Source organism: Pseudomonas sp. GM80 (assembly GCF_000282515.1).
Lineage (GTDB): Bacteria > Pseudomonadota > Gammaproteobacteria > Pseudomonadales > Pseudomonadaceae > Aquipseudomonas.
This window is the reverse complement of sequence record NZ_AKJD01000157.1, coordinates 32,823-48,501: the sequence shown is the minus strand read 5'-3', so window position 1 is coordinate 48,501 and position 15,679 is coordinate 32,823. Positions and strand designations below refer to the sequence as shown.

The window sequence follows — 15,679 nt, the reverse complement described above, 5'->3', positions numbered from 1 at the left end:
CTGCCCGATACTTGCCTAGACTGATTCCCCATCAGCTACGCCCCGCGTTCCGCTTCGTTTAAGGCCTCTTGCATGTCCGATTCCCGTTACCAGGTCGATGTCAGCGTCGTCACCCACTATCTGGCAGACCAATCGCAACCCGAGCACGACCGCTTCGCCTTCGCCTACACCATCACCGTGCAGAACAATGGCGAGCAACCTGCACGTCTGATGTCGCGGCACTGGGTGATCACCGATGGTGATGGCCATGTCGAAGAAGTGCGCGGTGCAGGCGTAGTGGGTCAGCAACCGTTGATCGATGCCGGCCAGAGCCACACCTACAGCAGCGGCACGGTAATGACCACCAAGGTCGGCACCATGCAGGGCACCTATGAAATGGTCGCCACTGACGGCAAACATTTCGACGCCATCATCAAACCTTTCCGCCTGGCGGTGCCCGGAGCCCTGCACTGATGGCGACGTATGCCGTTGGCGACCTGCAAGGCTGCCTCGAGCCGCTCAAGTGCCTGCTCAAGCAAGTCGCATTCGATCCGATGCTTGACCGGCTGTGGCTGGTGGGTGATCTGGTCAACCGTGGGCCGCAGTCGCTGGAAACCCTGCGCTTTCTCTACGGCATGCGTGAATCGCTGGTCTGCGTGCTGGGCAACCATGATCTGCATCTGCTGGCCGCGGCGAAAAACATCGAGCGACTGAAGAAGTCCGACACCCTGCGCGAGATTCTTGAAGCGCCAGACTGCGCCGAACTGCTTGAATGGGTACGCCAGCAGAAGCTGATGCACTACGACGAACAGCGTGATGTCGCCATGGTCCACGCCGGCATTCCGCCGCAATGGTCGCTGCGTCGTGCCTTGAAGTGCGCTGACGAAGTCGAAACCGCCCTGCGTGACGACAATCTGTTGCCTGCCTTTCTCGACGGCATGTACGGCAACGAGCCGGCGAAATGGGACAACGACCTCAAAGGTGTTACGCGCCTGCGCGTGATCACCAACTATTTCACGCGCATGCGTTTCTGCACCGCCGAAGGCAAACTCGACCTCAAGAGCAAGGAAGGTCTCGACAGCGCGCCAGCAGGTTACAAACCGTGGTTTCAGCACAAGGAGCGCAAGACCAAGGGCCTGAGGATCATCTTCGGCCACTGGGCGGCCCTTGAAGGCAATATCCACGAGCCAGGCATCTCGGCACTGGATACCGGTTGTGTCTGGGGCGGCAGCCTGACCCTGATGAACGTCGACAGCGGCGAACGCCTGTCGTGCAAATGCGATGAACATGGCGGCCTCGCCCCCACGGTCGCACCACTTATCCCCGAAACGTCGCCAGTCAACGCACCGCGTTAGACTGCGCATTCAGCCGAGCAACAGGAACCCGCCATGAGCGAATTCAAACGAATCCCCCCGGAGCAGGCCCAGGCCCTGCGTGAGCAAGGTGCTGTCGTCGTCGACGTTCGCGACCCGGCGACTTTCGCTGCCCTGCACATCAGCGGCTCGAAGCATCTGGACAATCATTCCCTGCACGCCTTCATTCAAGGCGCTGACCTCGATGCACCGACCGTGGTCGTCTGCTATCACGGCAATTCCAGCCAGGGCGCTGCGGCGTACCTGATCAGCCAAGGCTTTTCCGACGTCTACAGCATGGACGGCGGCTTCGAGTTGTGGCGTACGACTTATCCTGCGGAAACCGCGCAAGGCATCGCCGAATAATTTTTTTGTCACGCGCAGGCCCCGGCTGCCGTGGGCCTGCGCGGGCAGACGAACGGTCTTGCCACAACTAATTACGTATCTCGCCTTTACCTCCTGAATTCCCAACTATCCTTAAGCCCAGGCCATCCAAAACAGGGGAGAGCCGGTACACCGGCGCACGGGTCATCGGGAGTGACTTTCGCGATTGTCGATCGTGGAAGTGTTCTGGGGGGTAAACAAACAGCCGCCAAAACGGTTGTTTGCCAGCATCGACTGAGTGATCCGGCGTCGGCTCCACGTATCGAGCGAGGTGACGTCATGAGTATCTTTAGCCACTTCCAACAACGCTTCGAGTCCACACGCCAGGAAGAACTCTCGCTGCAAGAGTACCTGGAGCTGTGCAAGAAAGACCGTAGCGCTTACGTTTCCGCCGCCGAGCGTCTATTGCTGGCCATCGGTGAGCCGGAACTGCTCGACACCTCGACCAACTCGAGGCTGTCACGCATCTTCTCCAACAAGGTGATTCGTCGCTATCCGGCCTTTGAAGACTTCCACGGGATGGAAGAATGCATCGACCAGATCGTTTCGTATTTCCGCCACGCCGCCCAAGGCCTGGAAGAGAAGAAACAAATCCTTTATCTGCTCGGCCCTGTCGGCGGCGGTAAATCGTCGCTGGCGGAGAAGCTGAAACAGCTGATCGAGAAAGTGCCCTTCTACGCGATCAAGGGCTCGCCGGTATTCGAATCACCTTTGGGTCTGTTCAACGCCACCGAAGATGGCGCGATCCTCGAAGAAGACTTCGGTATTCCACGGCGCTACCTGAACACCATCATGTCGCCCTGGGCGACCAAACGCCTGGCCGAATTCGGCGGCGACATCAGCCAGTTCCGCGTGGTCAAACTGTACCCGTCGATCCTCAATCAGATCGCCGTGGCCAAGACCGAACCGGGGGACGAGAACAACCAGGACATTTCCGCACTGGTCGGTAAAGTCGACATCCGCAAACTCGAGGAATACCCACAGAACGACGCCGACGCCTACAGCTACTCCGGTGCGCTTTGCCGGGCCAACCAGGGCCTGATGGAATTCGTCGAAATGTTCAAGGCACCGATCAAGGTGCTGCACCCACTGCTGACTGCGACTCAAGAAGGCAACTACAACAGTACCGAAGGCCTCGGCGCGATTCCGTTTACCGGGATCCTGCTCGCCCACTCCAACGAATCGGAGTGGCACACCTTCCGCAACAACAAGAACAACGAAGCGTTCATCGACCGGATCTACATCGTCAAAGTGCCGTATTGCCTGCGCGTCAGCGACGAAGTGAAGATCTACGACAAACTGCTGTTCAACAGTTCGCTGGCCAAGGCGCATTGCGCACCCGACACCCTGAAAATGCTGGCGCAGTTCACAGTGCTGTCACGCCTCAAGGAGCCGGAAAACTCCAACATCTATTCGAAGATGCGCGTCTACGACGGCGAAAACCTCAAAGACACCGATCCGAAAGCCAAGTCGATTCAGGAATACCGCGACTCGGCAGGCGTTGATGAGGGCATGAACGGTCTGTCGACTCGCTTTGCGTTCAAGATCCTGTCCAAGGTCTTCAACTTCGATCCGCATGAAATCGCTGCCAACCCGGTGCACCTGCTTTACGTGCTGGAACAGCAGATCGAACAGGAACAATTCCAGGCCGAAACCCGCGAACGCTATCTGCGCTACCTGAAAGAATACCTGGCACCGCGTTATATCGAATTCATCGGCAAGGAAATCCAGACCGCCTACCTCGAGTCTTACAGCGAGTATGGCCAGAACATCTTCGACCGCTACGTGCTGTATGCGGACTTCTGGATTCAGGATCAGGAATACCGCGATCCGGAAACCGGCGAGATCCTCAACCGCGTCGCCCTGAACGAAGAACTGGAGAAAATCGAAAAACCGGCCGGCATCAGCAATCCGAAGGATTTCCGCAACGAAATCGTCAACTTCGTCCTGCGCGCCCGGGCCAACAACAATGGCAAGAACCCGACCTGGCTCAGCTACGAAAAACTGCGCGTAGTCATCGAGAAGAAAATGTTCTCGAACACCGAGGATCTGCTGCCGGTCATCAGCTTCAACGCCAAGGCCAGCAAGGAGGATCAGCAAAAGCACAACGACTTCGTCACTCGAATGGTCGAGCGCGGCTACACCGACAAACAGGTACGGCTTCTTTCCGAATGGTACCTGCGGGTACGGAAGTCGCAGTGAAGCAGCTGCAAGCTTCTAGCTACAAGCTGCAAGAACAAAGCGCGTAACCCAGAGATGCCCGGGAACCTGCTTTTACTTGCAGCTTGAAGCTCACAACTTGAAGCTGCCCGGAGGGCTTCCTATGAGTTATGTGATCGACCGACGTCTGAATGGCAAGAACAAGAGCACGGTAAACCGCCAGCGCTTCCTGCGGCGATACCGTGATCACATCAAAAAGGCTGTCGAAGAGGCGGTCAGCCGGCGTTCCATTACCGATATGGAACACGGCGAACAGATCAGTATTCCCGGTCGCGACATCGACGAACCGGTGCTTCACCATGGCCGCGGCGGCAAGCAGACCGTGGTTCATCCTGGCAACAAGGAGTTCACTGCCGGCGAGCACATCGCTCGGCCACCGGGCGGTGGCGGCGGACGTGGTCCGGGCAAGGCCGGCAATTCCGGCGAGGGCATGGACGAGTTCGTCTTCCAGATCACTCAGGAAGAGTTTCTCGAATTCATGTTCGAAGACCTCGAACTGCCGAACCTGGTCAAACGCAACCTCAGCGGCACCGACACCTTCAAAACCGTACGTGCCGGGATCAGCAACGAAGGTAATCCGTCACGCATCAATATCATCCGCACCCTGCGTTCGGCGCACGCGCGGCGCATCGCTTTATCTGGCAGCAGCCGGGCAAAACTGCGCGAGGCGAAAGAAGAACTTGAACGACTGAAACGCGAAGAGCCGGACAACTTCGGCGATATTCAGGAACTTGAAGCGGAAATCGAGAAACTCAGCGCGCGAATTCATCGCGTGCCGTTCCTCGACACCTTCGACCTGAAATACAACCTGCTGATCAAGCAACCGAATCCCAGTTCGAAAGCCGTAATGTTCTGCCTGATGGACGTTTCCGGCTCGATGACTCAGGCGACCAAGGACATCGCCAAACGCTTTTTTATCCTGCTGTACCTGTTCCTTAAGCGGAACTACGACAAGATCGACGTGGTGTTCATCCGCCACCACACCAGTGCGCGGGAAGTCGATGAAGAGGAGTTTTTCTATTCAAGGGAAACCGGCGGCACCATCGTTTCCAGTGCATTGAAGCTGATGCAGGAAATCATGGCCGAGCGTTATCCGAGCAACGAATGGAACATCTATGCAGCCCAGGCTTCCGACGGTGACAACTGGAACGACGACTCGCCGATCTGCCGTGACATTCTGATCAACCAGATCATGCCGTTTGTGCAGTACTACACTTACGTGGAGATCACCCCGCGCGAACATCAGGCCTTGTGGTACGAGTACGAACGCATCGCCGACGCCTTTTCTGACACTTTTGCCCAGCAGCAACTGGTCTCGGCCGGGGATATCTATCCGGTCTTCCGTGAACTCTTCCAGCGCAGGTTAGTGACATGACCGCCAAAGAGCAGAAGCGCCAACCCATTTCCACCGGCTCCGAATGGACGTTCGAGCTGATCCAGACCTACGACCGCGAAATCGCCCGTATCGCGGCCGGCTATGCGCTGGACACCTATCCCAACCAGATCGAAGTGATCACCGCCGAGCAGATGATGGACGCCTATGCCTCGGTGGGCATGCCGCTGGGTTACCACCACTGGTCCTACGGCAAACACTTCCTCAGCACAGAAAAATCCTACAGTCGCGGGCAGATGGGCCTGGCGTACGAGATCGTGATCAACTCGGATCCGTGCATCGCCTATCTGATGGAAGAAAACACCATCTGCATGCAGGCGCTGGTGGTGGCCCACGCGTGCTATGGCCACAACAGTTTCTTCAAGGGCAATTACCTGTTCCGCACCTGGACTGACGCCAGTTCGATCATCGATTACCTGGTGTTCGCCAAGCAGTACATCATGCAGTGCGAGGAGCGCCACGGCATCGACGCGGTGGAGGATCTGCTCGACTCCTGCCACGCGCTGATGAACTACGGCGTCGACCGCTATAAACGCCCCTACCCGATTTCCGCCGAAGAAGAACGCCGGCGGCAGAAGGATCGCGAGGAACACCTGCAGAAGCAGATCAACGATCTGTGGCGCACCATCCCCAAAGGCGCGGACAAATACAGCGACAAGGACAACGCACGTTTCCCGGCCGAGCCGCAGGAAAACATTCTCTACTTCATCGAGAAACATGCGCCGTTGCTTGAGCCTTGGCAGCGCGAAATCGTGCGCATTGTGCGCAAGATCGCCCAGTACTTTTATCCACAGCGTCAGACCCAGGTCATGAACGAGGGATGGGCGACGTTCTGGCACTACACGCTGATGAACGACCTGTATGACGAAGGGTTGGTCACCGACGGCTTCATGATGGAGTTCCTCACCTCGCATACCAGCGTAGTGTTTCAGCCGGGATTCGACAGCCCCTACTACAGCGGCATCAACCCGTACGCACTGGGGTTCGCCATGTACCGTGACATTCGGCGCATGTGTGAAGAACCTACCGAGGAAGACCGTCACTGGTTCCCGGAAATCGCCGGGACCGACTGGCTGTCGACCATCAAGTTCGCCATGAGCAGCTTCAAGGATGAGAGCTTCATCCTGCAATACCTGTCTCCCAAGGTGATCCGTGATCTGAAGCTGTTCAGTATTCTCGATGACGATCAGAAGGATGACTTGCTGGTGCCGGCGATCCATGACGAAACCGGTTACCGGATCATCCGCGAAACCCTGGCTGCGCAGTACAACCTCGGCAATCGCGAACCGAACGTGCAGATTTACAGCATTGATCGACGCGGTGACCGCTCACTCACCCTGCGTCACCAGCAGCACGACCGCAAACCGCTGGGCGATTCCACTGAAGAGGTACTCAAACACCTGCACCGTTTGTGGGGCTTCGATATTCATCTTGAGACGCTGCAGGGCGACCAGATCATGAAAACCCATCATGTACCGCCGCGCAGTGAGCACAGCGAAGGGGATTACGGTCGACTCGACTTGGCCGTCATTCATCTTTGAAACGGTTCTGACCTCCGTAAATCCGGCGCAAGGGTTATCCTGTCGGGCTAACGGAGGTTTTTTATGCAGATTTTCAAGGTTGGCGGTGCGGTTCGTGATCGCCTGCTGGGCAAACCGGTTACTGACATCGATTGGGTCGTGGTCGGAGCCAGCACGGAAGAAATGCTCGCCAAGGGCTATCGCCCGGTCGGCGCGGATTTCCCGGTGTTTCTTCACCCGAAAAGCGGCGAGGAATACGCCCTCGCCCGCACCGAGCGCAAAAGCGGCCGTGGTTATGGCGGCTTTACGTTTCACGCCAGTCCCGAAGTCACGCTTGAAGAAGATCTGATCCGTCGCGACCTGACCATCAACGCCATGGCCGAAGACGACCAACAGAACATCACCGATCCGTACCATGGCCAGCGCGATCTTGAAGATCGAATCCTGCGCCACGTTTCTCCGGCGTTCGCCGAAGATCCGCTCCGAGTGCTGCGCGTTGCCCGCTTCGCCGCCCGCTATGCCGAGCTTGGTTTCAGCGTTGCACCGGAGACGCTCGAACTGATGCGTCAACTCAGTGAATCCGGTGAACTGGAGGCGCTGACCGCTGAGCGCAGCTGGAAAGAAATCTCCCGCGCGCTGATGGAAGATCAGCCACAGGTATTCATCCAAGTGCTCCGCGACTGTGGCGCGCTCAAGGTGTTGATGCCGGAAGTCGACGCACTGTTTGGCGTGCCGCAACCGGAAGCACATCACCCGGAAATCGACACTGGCGTCCACACACTCAGCGTGCTGGAGCAATCGGCGCTGCATAAACAACCGCTGACGGTGCGCTGGGCCTGCCTGCTGCATGACCTCGGCAAAGGCCTGACGCCGAAGGAAGAGTGGCCACGGCATATCGCCCACGAGCACACCGGATTGGCGCTGATAAAAGCCGTAAACGAACGCTTCAAGGCGCCGAAGGATTGCCAGGAATTGGCCTTGCTCGTTGGCAAGTACCACACCCACGGACACCGGGCGCTGGAGCTGAAGGCTTCGACGCTACTGGAGCTGTTGCAGAGCTTTGACGTGTATCGCCGGCCGCAACGGTTTGAAGAGTTTATCGTTGCGTGCGAGATGGATGCGCGGGGCCGCAAAGGGCTGGAGCAGAGAAGTTACCCACAGGCGGATTATTTGCGCGGTGCGGCAAAGGCAGCGCGTGAAGTCGCAGTGCAGCCGTTGCTGGAGAAGGGATTCAAGGGGCCGGAGCTGGGTGAGGCGCTGAAGCGTGAACGGCTCAAGGCCTTGAAGGCTTACAAAGACAACGCTTGAAGCAAGATCAAAAGATCGTCCGATCGCGGCCCGAGCCTTCGGCAGCTCCTACAGAGAGATTTGGATTTCCATGTAGGAGCTGCCACAGGCTGCGATCTTTTGCTTTTAAAGGTCCTCAGACGTGAGCTGCTTGCCGCGCCACTCAAACCGGACCGGCGCCAGCACCTGATCAATCTGCGCCTCGGCCCACAACGTCGCGAAGCTTTTTCCCACACCCGGATGCACACGATCCGGCGCAATCAGCGACAACGGCCACAGCACAAAGGCGTTTTTCAGAATTTCAGCACGTGGCAAGATCAAACCATCAAAGTTGCCTGCCAGATCGCCGTACAACAGCACATCGATATCCAGCGGCAAGCCCTTGCGATCCGGCGCATAACGACCGTTATCCGCCTCGATGAATTTCAAGCGCCGATCCAGTTCCATCAACGGCAGGTCGGTATAGGCCGACACCACAAAGTTGAAGAACGGCCCGCTCTTGATCCCCACTGGCTGACTCTCGAACACCGCCGAACAGCGGATATCCACCAGAAACGTCGCCAAAGCATCAAGACCGGCGCGCAAGTGGGTTTCACGCTCGATATTGCTACCGAGCCCGAGATAGACCTGAGTCAGCGACATCCGCGCTCGATCTCCACACCCACACCGCCCTTGGCCGCTGGCACCGCGCCAGGCTTGGTCAGTTTCAGGCGTACCCAAGTGATGTTGAACTCATTCATCAGCACTTCGACCAGACGCTCGGCGAACGTCTCGACCAGTTGAAACTGTGCCTGCTCGGCAAAGGCCTGAATCCGTGTGGAAACGCTGGCATAGTCGAGCGCCAGGGTCAGGTCGTCACCGGCCGCGGCCGGGCGATTGTCCCAGGCGAAGCTCAGATCAAGACGCAGGCACTGTCGGATGCCGCGCTCCCAGTCGTAGGCACCGATCACGGTGTCGACTTCCAGGCCCTCGATAAACACTCTGTCCAAGCACTTTTCTCCGTTGCACGACAAGGGCGCAATGCGCCGTTAGAATCAGGGCGTCCTCGCCCGGAATAGTTAGCATGTTTTGGTTACTGGCGACTTTCGCCTACCTGCTCGGCTCGCTGTCCTTCGCCATTTTGCTCAGCCGCCTGACCGGAAATCCGGATCCGCGAATGAGTGGCTCGGGTAATGCCGGCGCCACCAACATGCTGCGCCTGGTAGGTCGCAAACTGGCGATCCTGACCCTGCTGGGTGATCTGTGCAAAGGCCTGGTGCCGGTGCTGATTGCCTCGGCTGTCGGCCTTTCGCTGCAGGAGCAGGCCTGGATCGGCGTGTGCGCCGTGATCGGTCACCTGTTCCCGCTGTATTTTCGCTTTCGTGGTGGCAAAGGCGTTGCCACCGCCGCCGGCATGCTGCTGGGCCTGTATCCGCCCGCCGCGCTGCTGGCCGTATGCGCCTGGCTGCTGACGTTCTACCTGACCCGCACCAGCTCACTGGCGGCGCTGATCGCCACGCCGCTGACCCTGCCGTTGCTGGCCTGGCAGGAACCGGAGGCGCTGCTGCCGATGAGCGCGCTGACACTGCTGATCGTCTGGCGCCACCGCGGCAATCTACGCGACCTGTTTGCTGGGCGCGAACGGCATTTTTAAATACCGCTCATGAGCGCCGCTCATCACAACGCCGACAATTGCTCCATCGGCCAGCGCGCCTGCACGCTGATCGCCAGACTTTCCTGCTGACCGGCCTGCAAACGCTGGCAACCGGCAAACGCGATCATCGCGCCGTTGTCGGTGCAGAACTCCGGACGTGCATAAAACACATCGCCCTTCATGTCGCCGAGCATTTTCTCCAGCGAAACGCGTAAGGCTTTGTTGGCGCTGACGCCGCCAGCGATCACCAGACGCTTCATGCCTGCCTGTTTCAGGGCACGCTTGCACTTGATGGTCAAAGTCTCCACCACGGCCTGCTGGAACGCCAGCGCGATGTCGCAACGGGCTTGCTCGTTGTCGTCCCCGGCGCTGACGCACTGCTGCCAGGCGTTGAGCGCAGAGGTTTTCAGACCGCTGAAGCTGAATTGCAGGCCCGGGCGATCGCACATCGGACGCGGAAAGGTAAAACGTCCTGCAACGCCCTTCTCCGCCAACTTGGCGATTTCCGGCCCGCCCGGATAATTGAGGCCCATCATCTTCGCGGTTTTGTCGAACGCTTCGCCGGCAGCATCGTCGAGCGTCTCGCCGAGCAAGGTGTATTGACCGATGCCATCGACCTGAACCAGCTGCGTATGACCGCCCGAGACCAACAAAGCGACGAACGGGAATTCCGGCGGTTTTGGCTCCAGCATCGGTGCGAGCAAATGCCCTTCCATGTGGTGCACGCCGAGCGCCGGAATGCCCCAGGCAAACGCCAGCGCCTGAGCGCAGGAAGCGCCGACCAGCAACGCGCCAACCAGGCCAGGACCCGCGGTATAGGCGATCGCGTCGATCTCGGTGGGTACACAGTCCGCTTCGGCCAACACCTGACGAATCAAGGGCAGCATGCGTTTGACGTGGTCACGCGAGGCGAGCTCCGGCACCACACCGCCATAGGCGCGGTGCAGGTCGATCTGACTGAACAGTGCGTCGGCCAGCAGACCGCGCTCACTGTCATATAATGCGACGCCGGTTTCGTCGCAGGAGGTTTCTAATCCCAGTACTAGCATGGGTTTGCGCCTTGTTTAGGCTGACTTCGAAGGCGCGCATAATAGTCGCCGCGGGATGCCCCGACCAGCGGTTTTCGATCAGAGGCTTTGCATTCCGAGCGATGAGGGGTTAACATCCGCAACCCTTAAAAACCGACGTCTTCAAGTGCTCTTTTGCCGCGAGGATGTTGACCCCGGTAATGAATGAAGGTAGCTCTGGATGCCAGCCGTCAAAGTTAAAGAGAACGAACCCTTCGACGTAGCTCTGCGTCGTTTCAAGCGCTCCTGCGAAAAAGCCGGTGTACTGGCTGAAGTTCGTAGCCGCGAATTTTACGAGAAGCCAACTTCTGAGCGTAAGCGCAAAGCAGCAGCCGCTGTTAAGCGTCACGCCAAGAAAGTTCAGCGCGAACAGCGCCGCGCCGTTCGTCTGTACTAATACACAGACGTTCGTTGCAAGCTTCTTTGCCTAAGCCCGGCTCTCAGCCGGGCTAATGGCATTTGCGTAAAACGCTTGATGCTTCAACGTCGAAGTCGCACACGCGACCAAGACGAATCTGCTTCACACGTCAGACCTGGCTCTTTTGCCAGCGGTGCACGTCTTTTCTGACGAGCCTTTCAAGGCTACTGACGAGCACACCCACTGATTCCTCTCACGACGATCAGCCCAAGGCACCTGCATGCGTGCCCGCTTTATTGAGCTATCCGAGGCCCTTAACCGGCCGTCAGCGGATTCAGCGCAACACTTTCAAATAGTCGAAGACTGATAGGTACTAACGTCAGTGGATTTTCGGCAGATACACTTCCCGACAGCGATTACGCAGACGACACCGGTCGAGCCGCACCTTTTGCGTGCTTCAAACAACGACCCGCGTCCGGCAGCCTTACGCATCGGACTTATTGCAGCGCAGACGACGAGAATGCCATGGCCGGGCTGATACCCCAGAGCTTCATTGACGACCTGCTGAACCGCACCGACATCGTCGACGTGGTCAGCTCGCGCGTGCAATTGAAGAAGGCCGGCAAGAATTACACCGCCTGCTGCCCGTTTCACAAAGAGAAAACCCCGTCGTTCAGCGTCAGCCCCGACAAGCAGTTCTATTACTGCTTCGGCTGCGGCGCCGGCGGTAATGCCCTCGGCTTTCTCATGGATCACGACAACCTGGATTTCCCCCAGGCTGTCGAAGATCTGGCGAAAGCCGCCGGCATGGAAATCCCCCGCGAAGAAAGCGGCCGCGAGCGCAAGCCACGGCAACCGACTGATTCGCCGCTCTACCCGCTGCTCACCGCCGCTGCCGATTTTTACAAGCAGGCCCTCAAGAGCCATCCCGCACGCAAAGCTGCCGTGGATTACCTCAAGGGTCGCGGCCTGACCGGCGAGATCGCCCGGGATTTCGGCCTAGGGTTTGCGCCGCCTGGCTGGGACAATCTGTTCAAGCACCTGAGCAGCGACACGCTCCAGCAAAAAGCCATGATCGACGCCGGCCTGCTGATCGAGAACGCCGAAACCGGCAAACGCTATGACCGCTTCCGCGATCGCGTGATGTTCCCGATCCGCGACACCCGCGGGCGCATCATCGCCTTCGGTGGCCGCGTCCTCGGCGACGACAAGCCCAAGTACTTGAACTCACCGGAAACCCCGGTGTTCCATAAAGGCCAGGAACTCTACGGCCTTTATGAAGCACGCAAGAACAACCGCAACCTCGATGAAATCATCGTCGTCGAGGGTTATATGGACGTCATCGCTCTCGCCCAACAAGGCCTGAAAAATGCCGTCGCAACGCTGGGCACCGCGACCAGCGAAGAACACTTGAAGCGCCTGTTTCGCGTCGTGCCGAACGTGTTGTTCTGTTTCGACGGCGACCAGGCTGGCCGCAACGCCGCGTGGCGCGCACTCGAAGCAACGCTGTCGAGCCTGCAGGACGGCCGTCGAGCACGCTTTCTGTTCCTGCCCGAAGGCGAAGACCCGGATACCCTGGTACGCGCTGAAGGCACCGATGCGTTCAAGGCGCGCATCAATCAGCACGCTCAGCCGCTGGCGGATTATTTCTTCCAGCAACTGACCGAAGAAGCCGACCCGCGCTCGCTCGAAGGCAAGGCCCATATGGCCACCCTCGCCGCACCGTTGATCGACAAAGTGCCAGGCGCCAACCTGCGCATCCTGATGCGTCAGCGCCTGAGCGAAATCACCGGCCTGAGCAGCGAGACCGTCAGTCAGCTGGTGCAAAGCGCGCCGCAGGAAGCGCCGCCCGCCTACGATCCGGGTATCGATTACGACGCAATGCCGGACTACAGCGACTACCATCAGCCGCAGGCACAGGACATGTATGTGCCGCAGCAGGAGTGGACGCCGAAGAAACCCGGCGCTGGCGGCAAGAAGTGGGACAAGAAGCCCTGGGACAAGAACGGCAAGCGTGGCGGCGATCGCGACCAACAACGCCCGCGCACGCCGATTGGCGTGGAATCGCCAACCCTGACCGCCCTGCGAACACTGCTACATCACCCGCAATTGGCTGAGCGCGTCGAGGACGCCGGGCACATTGCGGACGAAAATCAGACCAACGCCCAGTTGCTTGTGGCGCTGCTCGAAGCCGTACAGAAGAATCCCAAGCTAAACTCATTTCAGTTGATCGCGCGATGGCACGGCACTGAACAGGGTCGCCTGCTCAAGGCGCTGGCAGAAAAGGAGTGGCTGATTGATGGAGATAACCTTGAACAACAGTTTTTCGACACCATTACTAGCTTGTCAGCCCGCCAACGCGAGCGAAATCTTGAACAGTTACTCAGGAAAGCCCGTCAAAGCGAACTGAGTATTGAAGAGAAAAATCAACTGCGCGACCTTCTTAGTCGCAATGTTTCCGCATCAAACCCGACCTCAACTGGCGCGTGAGGTCATAGCTCAGGTATAATCCTCGGCTTGTTTTTTGCCCGCCAAGACCTTCAGTGGATAGGGTGTTATGTCCGGAAAAGCGCAACAGCAGTCTCGTATTATTGAGTTGATCAAACTGGGTCGTGAGCAGAAGTATCTGACTTACGCCGAGGTCAACGACCACCTGCCCGAGGATATTTCAGATCCAGAGCAGGTGGAAGACATCATCCGCATGATTAACGACATGGGGATCCCCGTACACGAGAGTGCTCCGGATGCGGACGCCCTTATGTTGGCCGACGCCGATACCGACGAGGCCGCTGCGGAAGAAGCAGCCGCCGCGTTGGCAGCGGTGGAGACCGATATCGGTCGCACCACTGACCCGGTGCGCATGTACATGCGTGAAATGGGTACGGTCGAGCTTCTGACTCGTGAAGGCGAAATTGAAATCGCCAAACGAATCGAAGAAGGCATCCGTGAAGTGATGAGCGCAATCGCGCACTTCCCTGGCACGGTTGACCATATTCTCTCCGAGTACACTCGTGTGACCACCGAAGGTGGCCGCCTGTCCGACGTCCTGAGCGGTTATATCGACCCGGACGACGGCATTGCGCCGCCTGCCGAAGTGCCGCCGCCTGTCGAAGCGAAAGTCGCGAAAGCCGACGACGAAACCGACGACGATGAAGCCGAATCTTCCGATGACGAAGAAGAAGCCGAAAGCGGTCCGGATCCGGTTATCGCCGCCCAGCGTTTTGGCGCGGTCGCCGACCAGATGGAAATCACCCGCAAGGCCCTGAAAAAGCACGGTCGCAGCAACAAGGCAACAATTGCCGAATTGCTGGCTCTGGCCGAGCTGTTCATGCCGATCAAACTGGTACCGAAGCAATTCGAAGGTTTGGTTGAACGTGTTCGCGGTGCCCTGGACCGTCTGCGTCAGCAAGAGCGCGCGATCATGCAGCTGTGCGTACGTGATGCACGTATGCCACGCGCCGATTTCCTGCGTCAGTTCCCTGGCAACGAAGTCGACGAAAGCTGGTCCGACGCCCTGGCCAAAGGCAAGAGCAAGTACGCCGAAGCCATCGGCCGCGTACAGCCGGACATCATCCGTTGCCAGCAGAAACTGATCGCGCTGGAAACCGAGACCGGTCTGACCATCGCTGAAATCAAGGACATCAACCGTCGCATGTCGATCGGTGAGGCCAAGGCCCGCCGCGCGAAGAAAGAGATGGTTGAAGCCAACTTGCGTCTGGTGATCTCGATCGCCAAGAAGTACACCAACCGTGGTCTGCAATTCCTCGATCTGATCCAGGAAGGCAACATCGGCTTGATGAAAGCGGTAGACAAGTTCGAATACCGTCGTGGTTACAAGTTCTCGACTTATGCCACCTGGTGGATCCGTCAGGCGATCACTCGCTCGATCGCCGACCAGGCCCGCACCATCCGTATTCCGGTGCACATGATCGAGACGATCAACAAGCTCAACCGTATTTCCCGGCAGATGTTGCAGGAAATGGGTCGCGAACCGACCCCGGAAGAGCTGGGCGAACGCATGGAAATGCCTGAGGATAAAATCCGCAAGGTATTGAAGATCGCTAAAGAGCCGATCTCCATGGAAACCCCGATCGGTGATGACGAAGACTCCCATCTGGGTGACTTCATCGAAGACTCGACCATGCAGTCGCCAATCGATGTCGCCACTGTTGAGAGCCTGAAAGAAGCGACTCGCGAAGTGCTGTCCGGCCTCACTGCCCGTGAAGCCAAAGTACTGCGCATGCGTTTCGGTATCGACATGAACACCGACCACACACTCGAAGAAGTGGGCAAACAGTTTGACGTAACGCGTGAGCGGATCCGTCAGATCGAAGCCAAGGCGCTGCGCAAGCTGCGCCACCCGACGCGAAGCGAGCATCTGCGCTCCTTCCTCGACGAGTGATACCAGAACCCCCGGCCCAGGCCGGGGGTTTTGTTTATGTGGCAGATTAAATCCCGCGCATCCCCCCTCCCCCGCATACCCCGT

14 protein-coding genes are annotated in these 15,679 nt (G+C 58.3%); 11 read left to right on the top strand and 3 right to left on the bottom strand.

The features are described 5' to 3' along the window. The first annotated feature begins 72 nt into the window (after positions 1 to 72). The 7 genes from apaG to PMI37_RS22215 all read left to right on the top strand — a co-directional run bounded on the left by apaG (position 73) and on the right by PMI37_RS22215 (position 8,156). The gene (apaG, locus tag PMI37_RS22245; RefSeq protein WP_008085199.1) at positions 73 to 453 is read left to right on the top strand and encodes a Co2+/Mg2+ efflux protein ApaG; all 381 of its coding nucleotides are present in this window, start codon (positions 73 to 75) and stop codon (positions 451 to 453) included. Next, on the top strand, positions 453 to 1,334 hold the full coding sequence (locus PMI37_RS22240; protein ID WP_008085196.1) for a symmetrical bis(5'-nucleosyl)-tetraphosphatase: 882 nt from the start codon (positions 453 to 455) through the stop codon (positions 1,332 to 1,334). Before apaG ends, PMI37_RS22240 begins: the two co-directional genes overlap by 1 nt. Before the next feature lie 33 nt (positions 1,335 to 1,367). Further along, positions 1,368 to 1,697, top strand: a complete 330-nt coding sequence (gene glpE, locus PMI37_RS22235; RefSeq protein ID WP_008085194.1) for a thiosulfate sulfurtransferase GlpE — start codon at positions 1,368 to 1,370, stop codon at positions 1,695 to 1,697. Positions 1,698 to 1,994: 297 nt separating this feature from the next. Further along, positions 1,995 to 3,917: a PrkA family serine protein kinase gene (locus PMI37_RS22230; protein ID WP_007910115.1), complete on the top strand. Its 1,923-nt coding sequence runs from the start codon at positions 1,995 to 1,997 to the stop codon at positions 3,915 to 3,917. A gap of 121 nt (positions 3,918 to 4,038) precedes the next feature. Further along, the gene (locus PMI37_RS22225) at positions 4,039 to 5,310 is read left to right on the top strand and encodes a YeaH/YhbH family protein (protein WP_008085192.1); all 1,272 of its coding nucleotides are present in this window, start codon (positions 4,039 to 4,041) and stop codon (positions 5,308 to 5,310) included. Further along, positions 5,307 to 6,869, top strand: a complete 1,563-nt coding sequence (locus PMI37_RS22220; RefSeq protein WP_008085190.1) for a SpoVR family protein — start codon at positions 5,307 to 5,309, stop codon at positions 6,867 to 6,869. Before PMI37_RS22225 ends, PMI37_RS22220 begins: the two co-directional genes overlap by 4 nt. Before the next feature lie 63 nt (positions 6,870 to 6,932). Then, positions 6,933 to 8,156 (top strand): multifunctional CCA addition/repair protein, encoded by a 1,224-nt coding sequence (locus PMI37_RS22215; protein ID WP_008085188.1) that lies wholly within the window; start codon positions 6,933 to 6,935, stop codon positions 8,154 to 8,156. Positions 8,157 to 8,261: 105 nt separating this feature from the next. Here PMI37_RS22215 and folK read toward each other — a convergent pair whose 3' ends face one another. Together folK and folB are read right to left on the bottom strand one after the other, a co-directional pair. After that, positions 8,262 to 8,777, bottom strand: a complete 516-nt coding sequence (gene folK / locus PMI37_RS22210; protein WP_008085186.1) for a 2-amino-4-hydroxy-6-hydroxymethyldihydropteridine diphosphokinase — start codon at positions 8,775 to 8,777, stop codon at positions 8,262 to 8,264. Beyond that, the gene (folB, locus tag PMI37_RS22205) at positions 8,768 to 9,124 is read right to left on the bottom strand and encodes a dihydroneopterin aldolase (protein WP_008085185.1); all 357 of its coding nucleotides are present in this window, start codon (positions 9,122 to 9,124) and stop codon (positions 8,768 to 8,770) included. Before folB ends, folK begins: the two co-directional genes overlap by 10 nt. A 74-nt stretch (positions 9,125 to 9,198) precedes the next feature. Here folB and plsY point away from each other — a divergent pair, with 74 nt between their 5' ends. Continuing rightward, positions 9,199 to 9,768 carry a glycerol-3-phosphate 1-O-acyltransferase PlsY gene (gene plsY / locus PMI37_RS22200; RefSeq protein ID WP_008085184.1) on the top strand — a complete coding sequence of 190 codons (570 nt, stop codon included), beginning with the start codon at positions 9,199 to 9,201 and terminating at the stop codon, positions 9,766 to 9,768. Positions 9,769 to 9,791: 23 nt separating this feature from the next. Here the strand turns inward: plsY and tsaD are convergent, their stop codons facing one another. After that, the gene (gene tsaD / locus PMI37_RS22195; RefSeq protein WP_008085183.1) at positions 9,792 to 10,817 is read right to left on the bottom strand and encodes a tRNA (adenosine(37)-N6)-threonylcarbamoyltransferase complex transferase subunit TsaD; all 1,026 of its coding nucleotides are present in this window, start codon (positions 10,815 to 10,817) and stop codon (positions 9,792 to 9,794) included. A 199-nt stretch (positions 10,818 to 11,016) separates the two neighbouring features. On the opposite strand from tsaD, the gene rpsU reads away from it, so the two are divergent. The 3 genes from rpsU (at position 11,017) to rpoD (ending at position 15,595) form a co-directional block, all read left to right on the top strand. Then, positions 11,017 to 11,232: a 30S ribosomal protein S21 gene (gene rpsU / locus PMI37_RS22190; RefSeq protein WP_002551877.1), complete on the top strand. Its 216-nt coding sequence runs from the start codon at positions 11,017 to 11,019 to the stop codon at positions 11,230 to 11,232. A 486-nt stretch (positions 11,233 to 11,718) separates the two neighbouring features. Continuing rightward, complete coding sequence (dnaG, locus tag PMI37_RS22185; protein WP_008085182.1) at positions 11,719 to 13,683, top strand: DNA primase; 1,965 nt, start codon at positions 11,719 to 11,721, stop codon at positions 13,681 to 13,683. Positions 13,684 to 13,750: 67 nt separating this feature from the next. Then, positions 13,751 to 15,595 carry an RNA polymerase sigma factor RpoD gene (gene rpoD, locus PMI37_RS22180; protein WP_008085181.1) on the top strand — a complete coding sequence of 615 codons (1,845 nt, stop codon included), beginning with the start codon at positions 13,751 to 13,753 and terminating at the stop codon, positions 15,593 to 15,595. The last annotated feature ends 84 nt before the right edge of the window (positions 15,596 to 15,679 follow it).

Coding starts and splice junctions, on each gene's coding strand:
- PMI37_RS22215 (WP_008085188.1), top strand. CDS start 6,933: ATGCAGATTTTCAAGGTTGGCGGTGCGGTTCGTGATCGCCTGCTGGGC.
- PMI37_RS22220 (WP_008085190.1), top strand. CDS start 5,307: ATGACCGCCAAAGAGCAGAAGCGCCAACCCATTTCCACCGGCTCCGAA.
- PMI37_RS22230 (WP_007910115.1), top strand. CDS start 1,995: ATGAGTATCTTTAGCCACTTCCAACAACGCTTCGAGTCCACACGCCAG.
- PMI37_RS22240 (WP_008085196.1), top strand. CDS start 453: ATGGCGACGTATGCCGTTGGCGACCTGCAAGGCTGCCTCGAGCCGCTC.
- plsY (WP_008085184.1), top strand. CDS start 9,199: ATGTTTTGGTTACTGGCGACTTTCGCCTACCTGCTCGGCTCGCTGTCC.
- PMI37_RS22225 (WP_008085192.1), top strand. CDS start 4,039: ATGAGTTATGTGATCGACCGACGTCTGAATGGCAAGAACAAGAGCACG.
- dnaG (WP_008085182.1), top strand. CDS start 11,719: ATGGCCGGGCTGATACCCCAGAGCTTCATTGACGACCTGCTGAACCGC.
- tsaD (WP_008085183.1), bottom strand. CDS start 10,817: ATGCTAGTACTGGGATTAGAAACCTCCTGCGACGAAACCGGCGTCGCA.
- apaG (WP_008085199.1), top strand. CDS start 73: ATGTCCGATTCCCGTTACCAGGTCGATGTCAGCGTCGTCACCCACTAT.
- folK (WP_008085186.1), bottom strand. CDS start 8,777: ATGTCGCTGACTCAGGTCTATCTCGGGCTCGGTAGCAATATCGAGCGT.
- glpE (WP_008085194.1), top strand. CDS start 1,368: ATGAGCGAATTCAAACGAATCCCCCCGGAGCAGGCCCAGGCCCTGCGT.
- rpoD (WP_008085181.1), top strand. CDS start 13,751: ATGTCCGGAAAAGCGCAACAGCAGTCTCGTATTATTGAGTTGATCAAA.
- rpsU (WP_002551877.1), top strand. CDS start 11,017: ATGCCAGCCGTCAAAGTTAAAGAGAACGAACCCTTCGACGTAGCTCTG.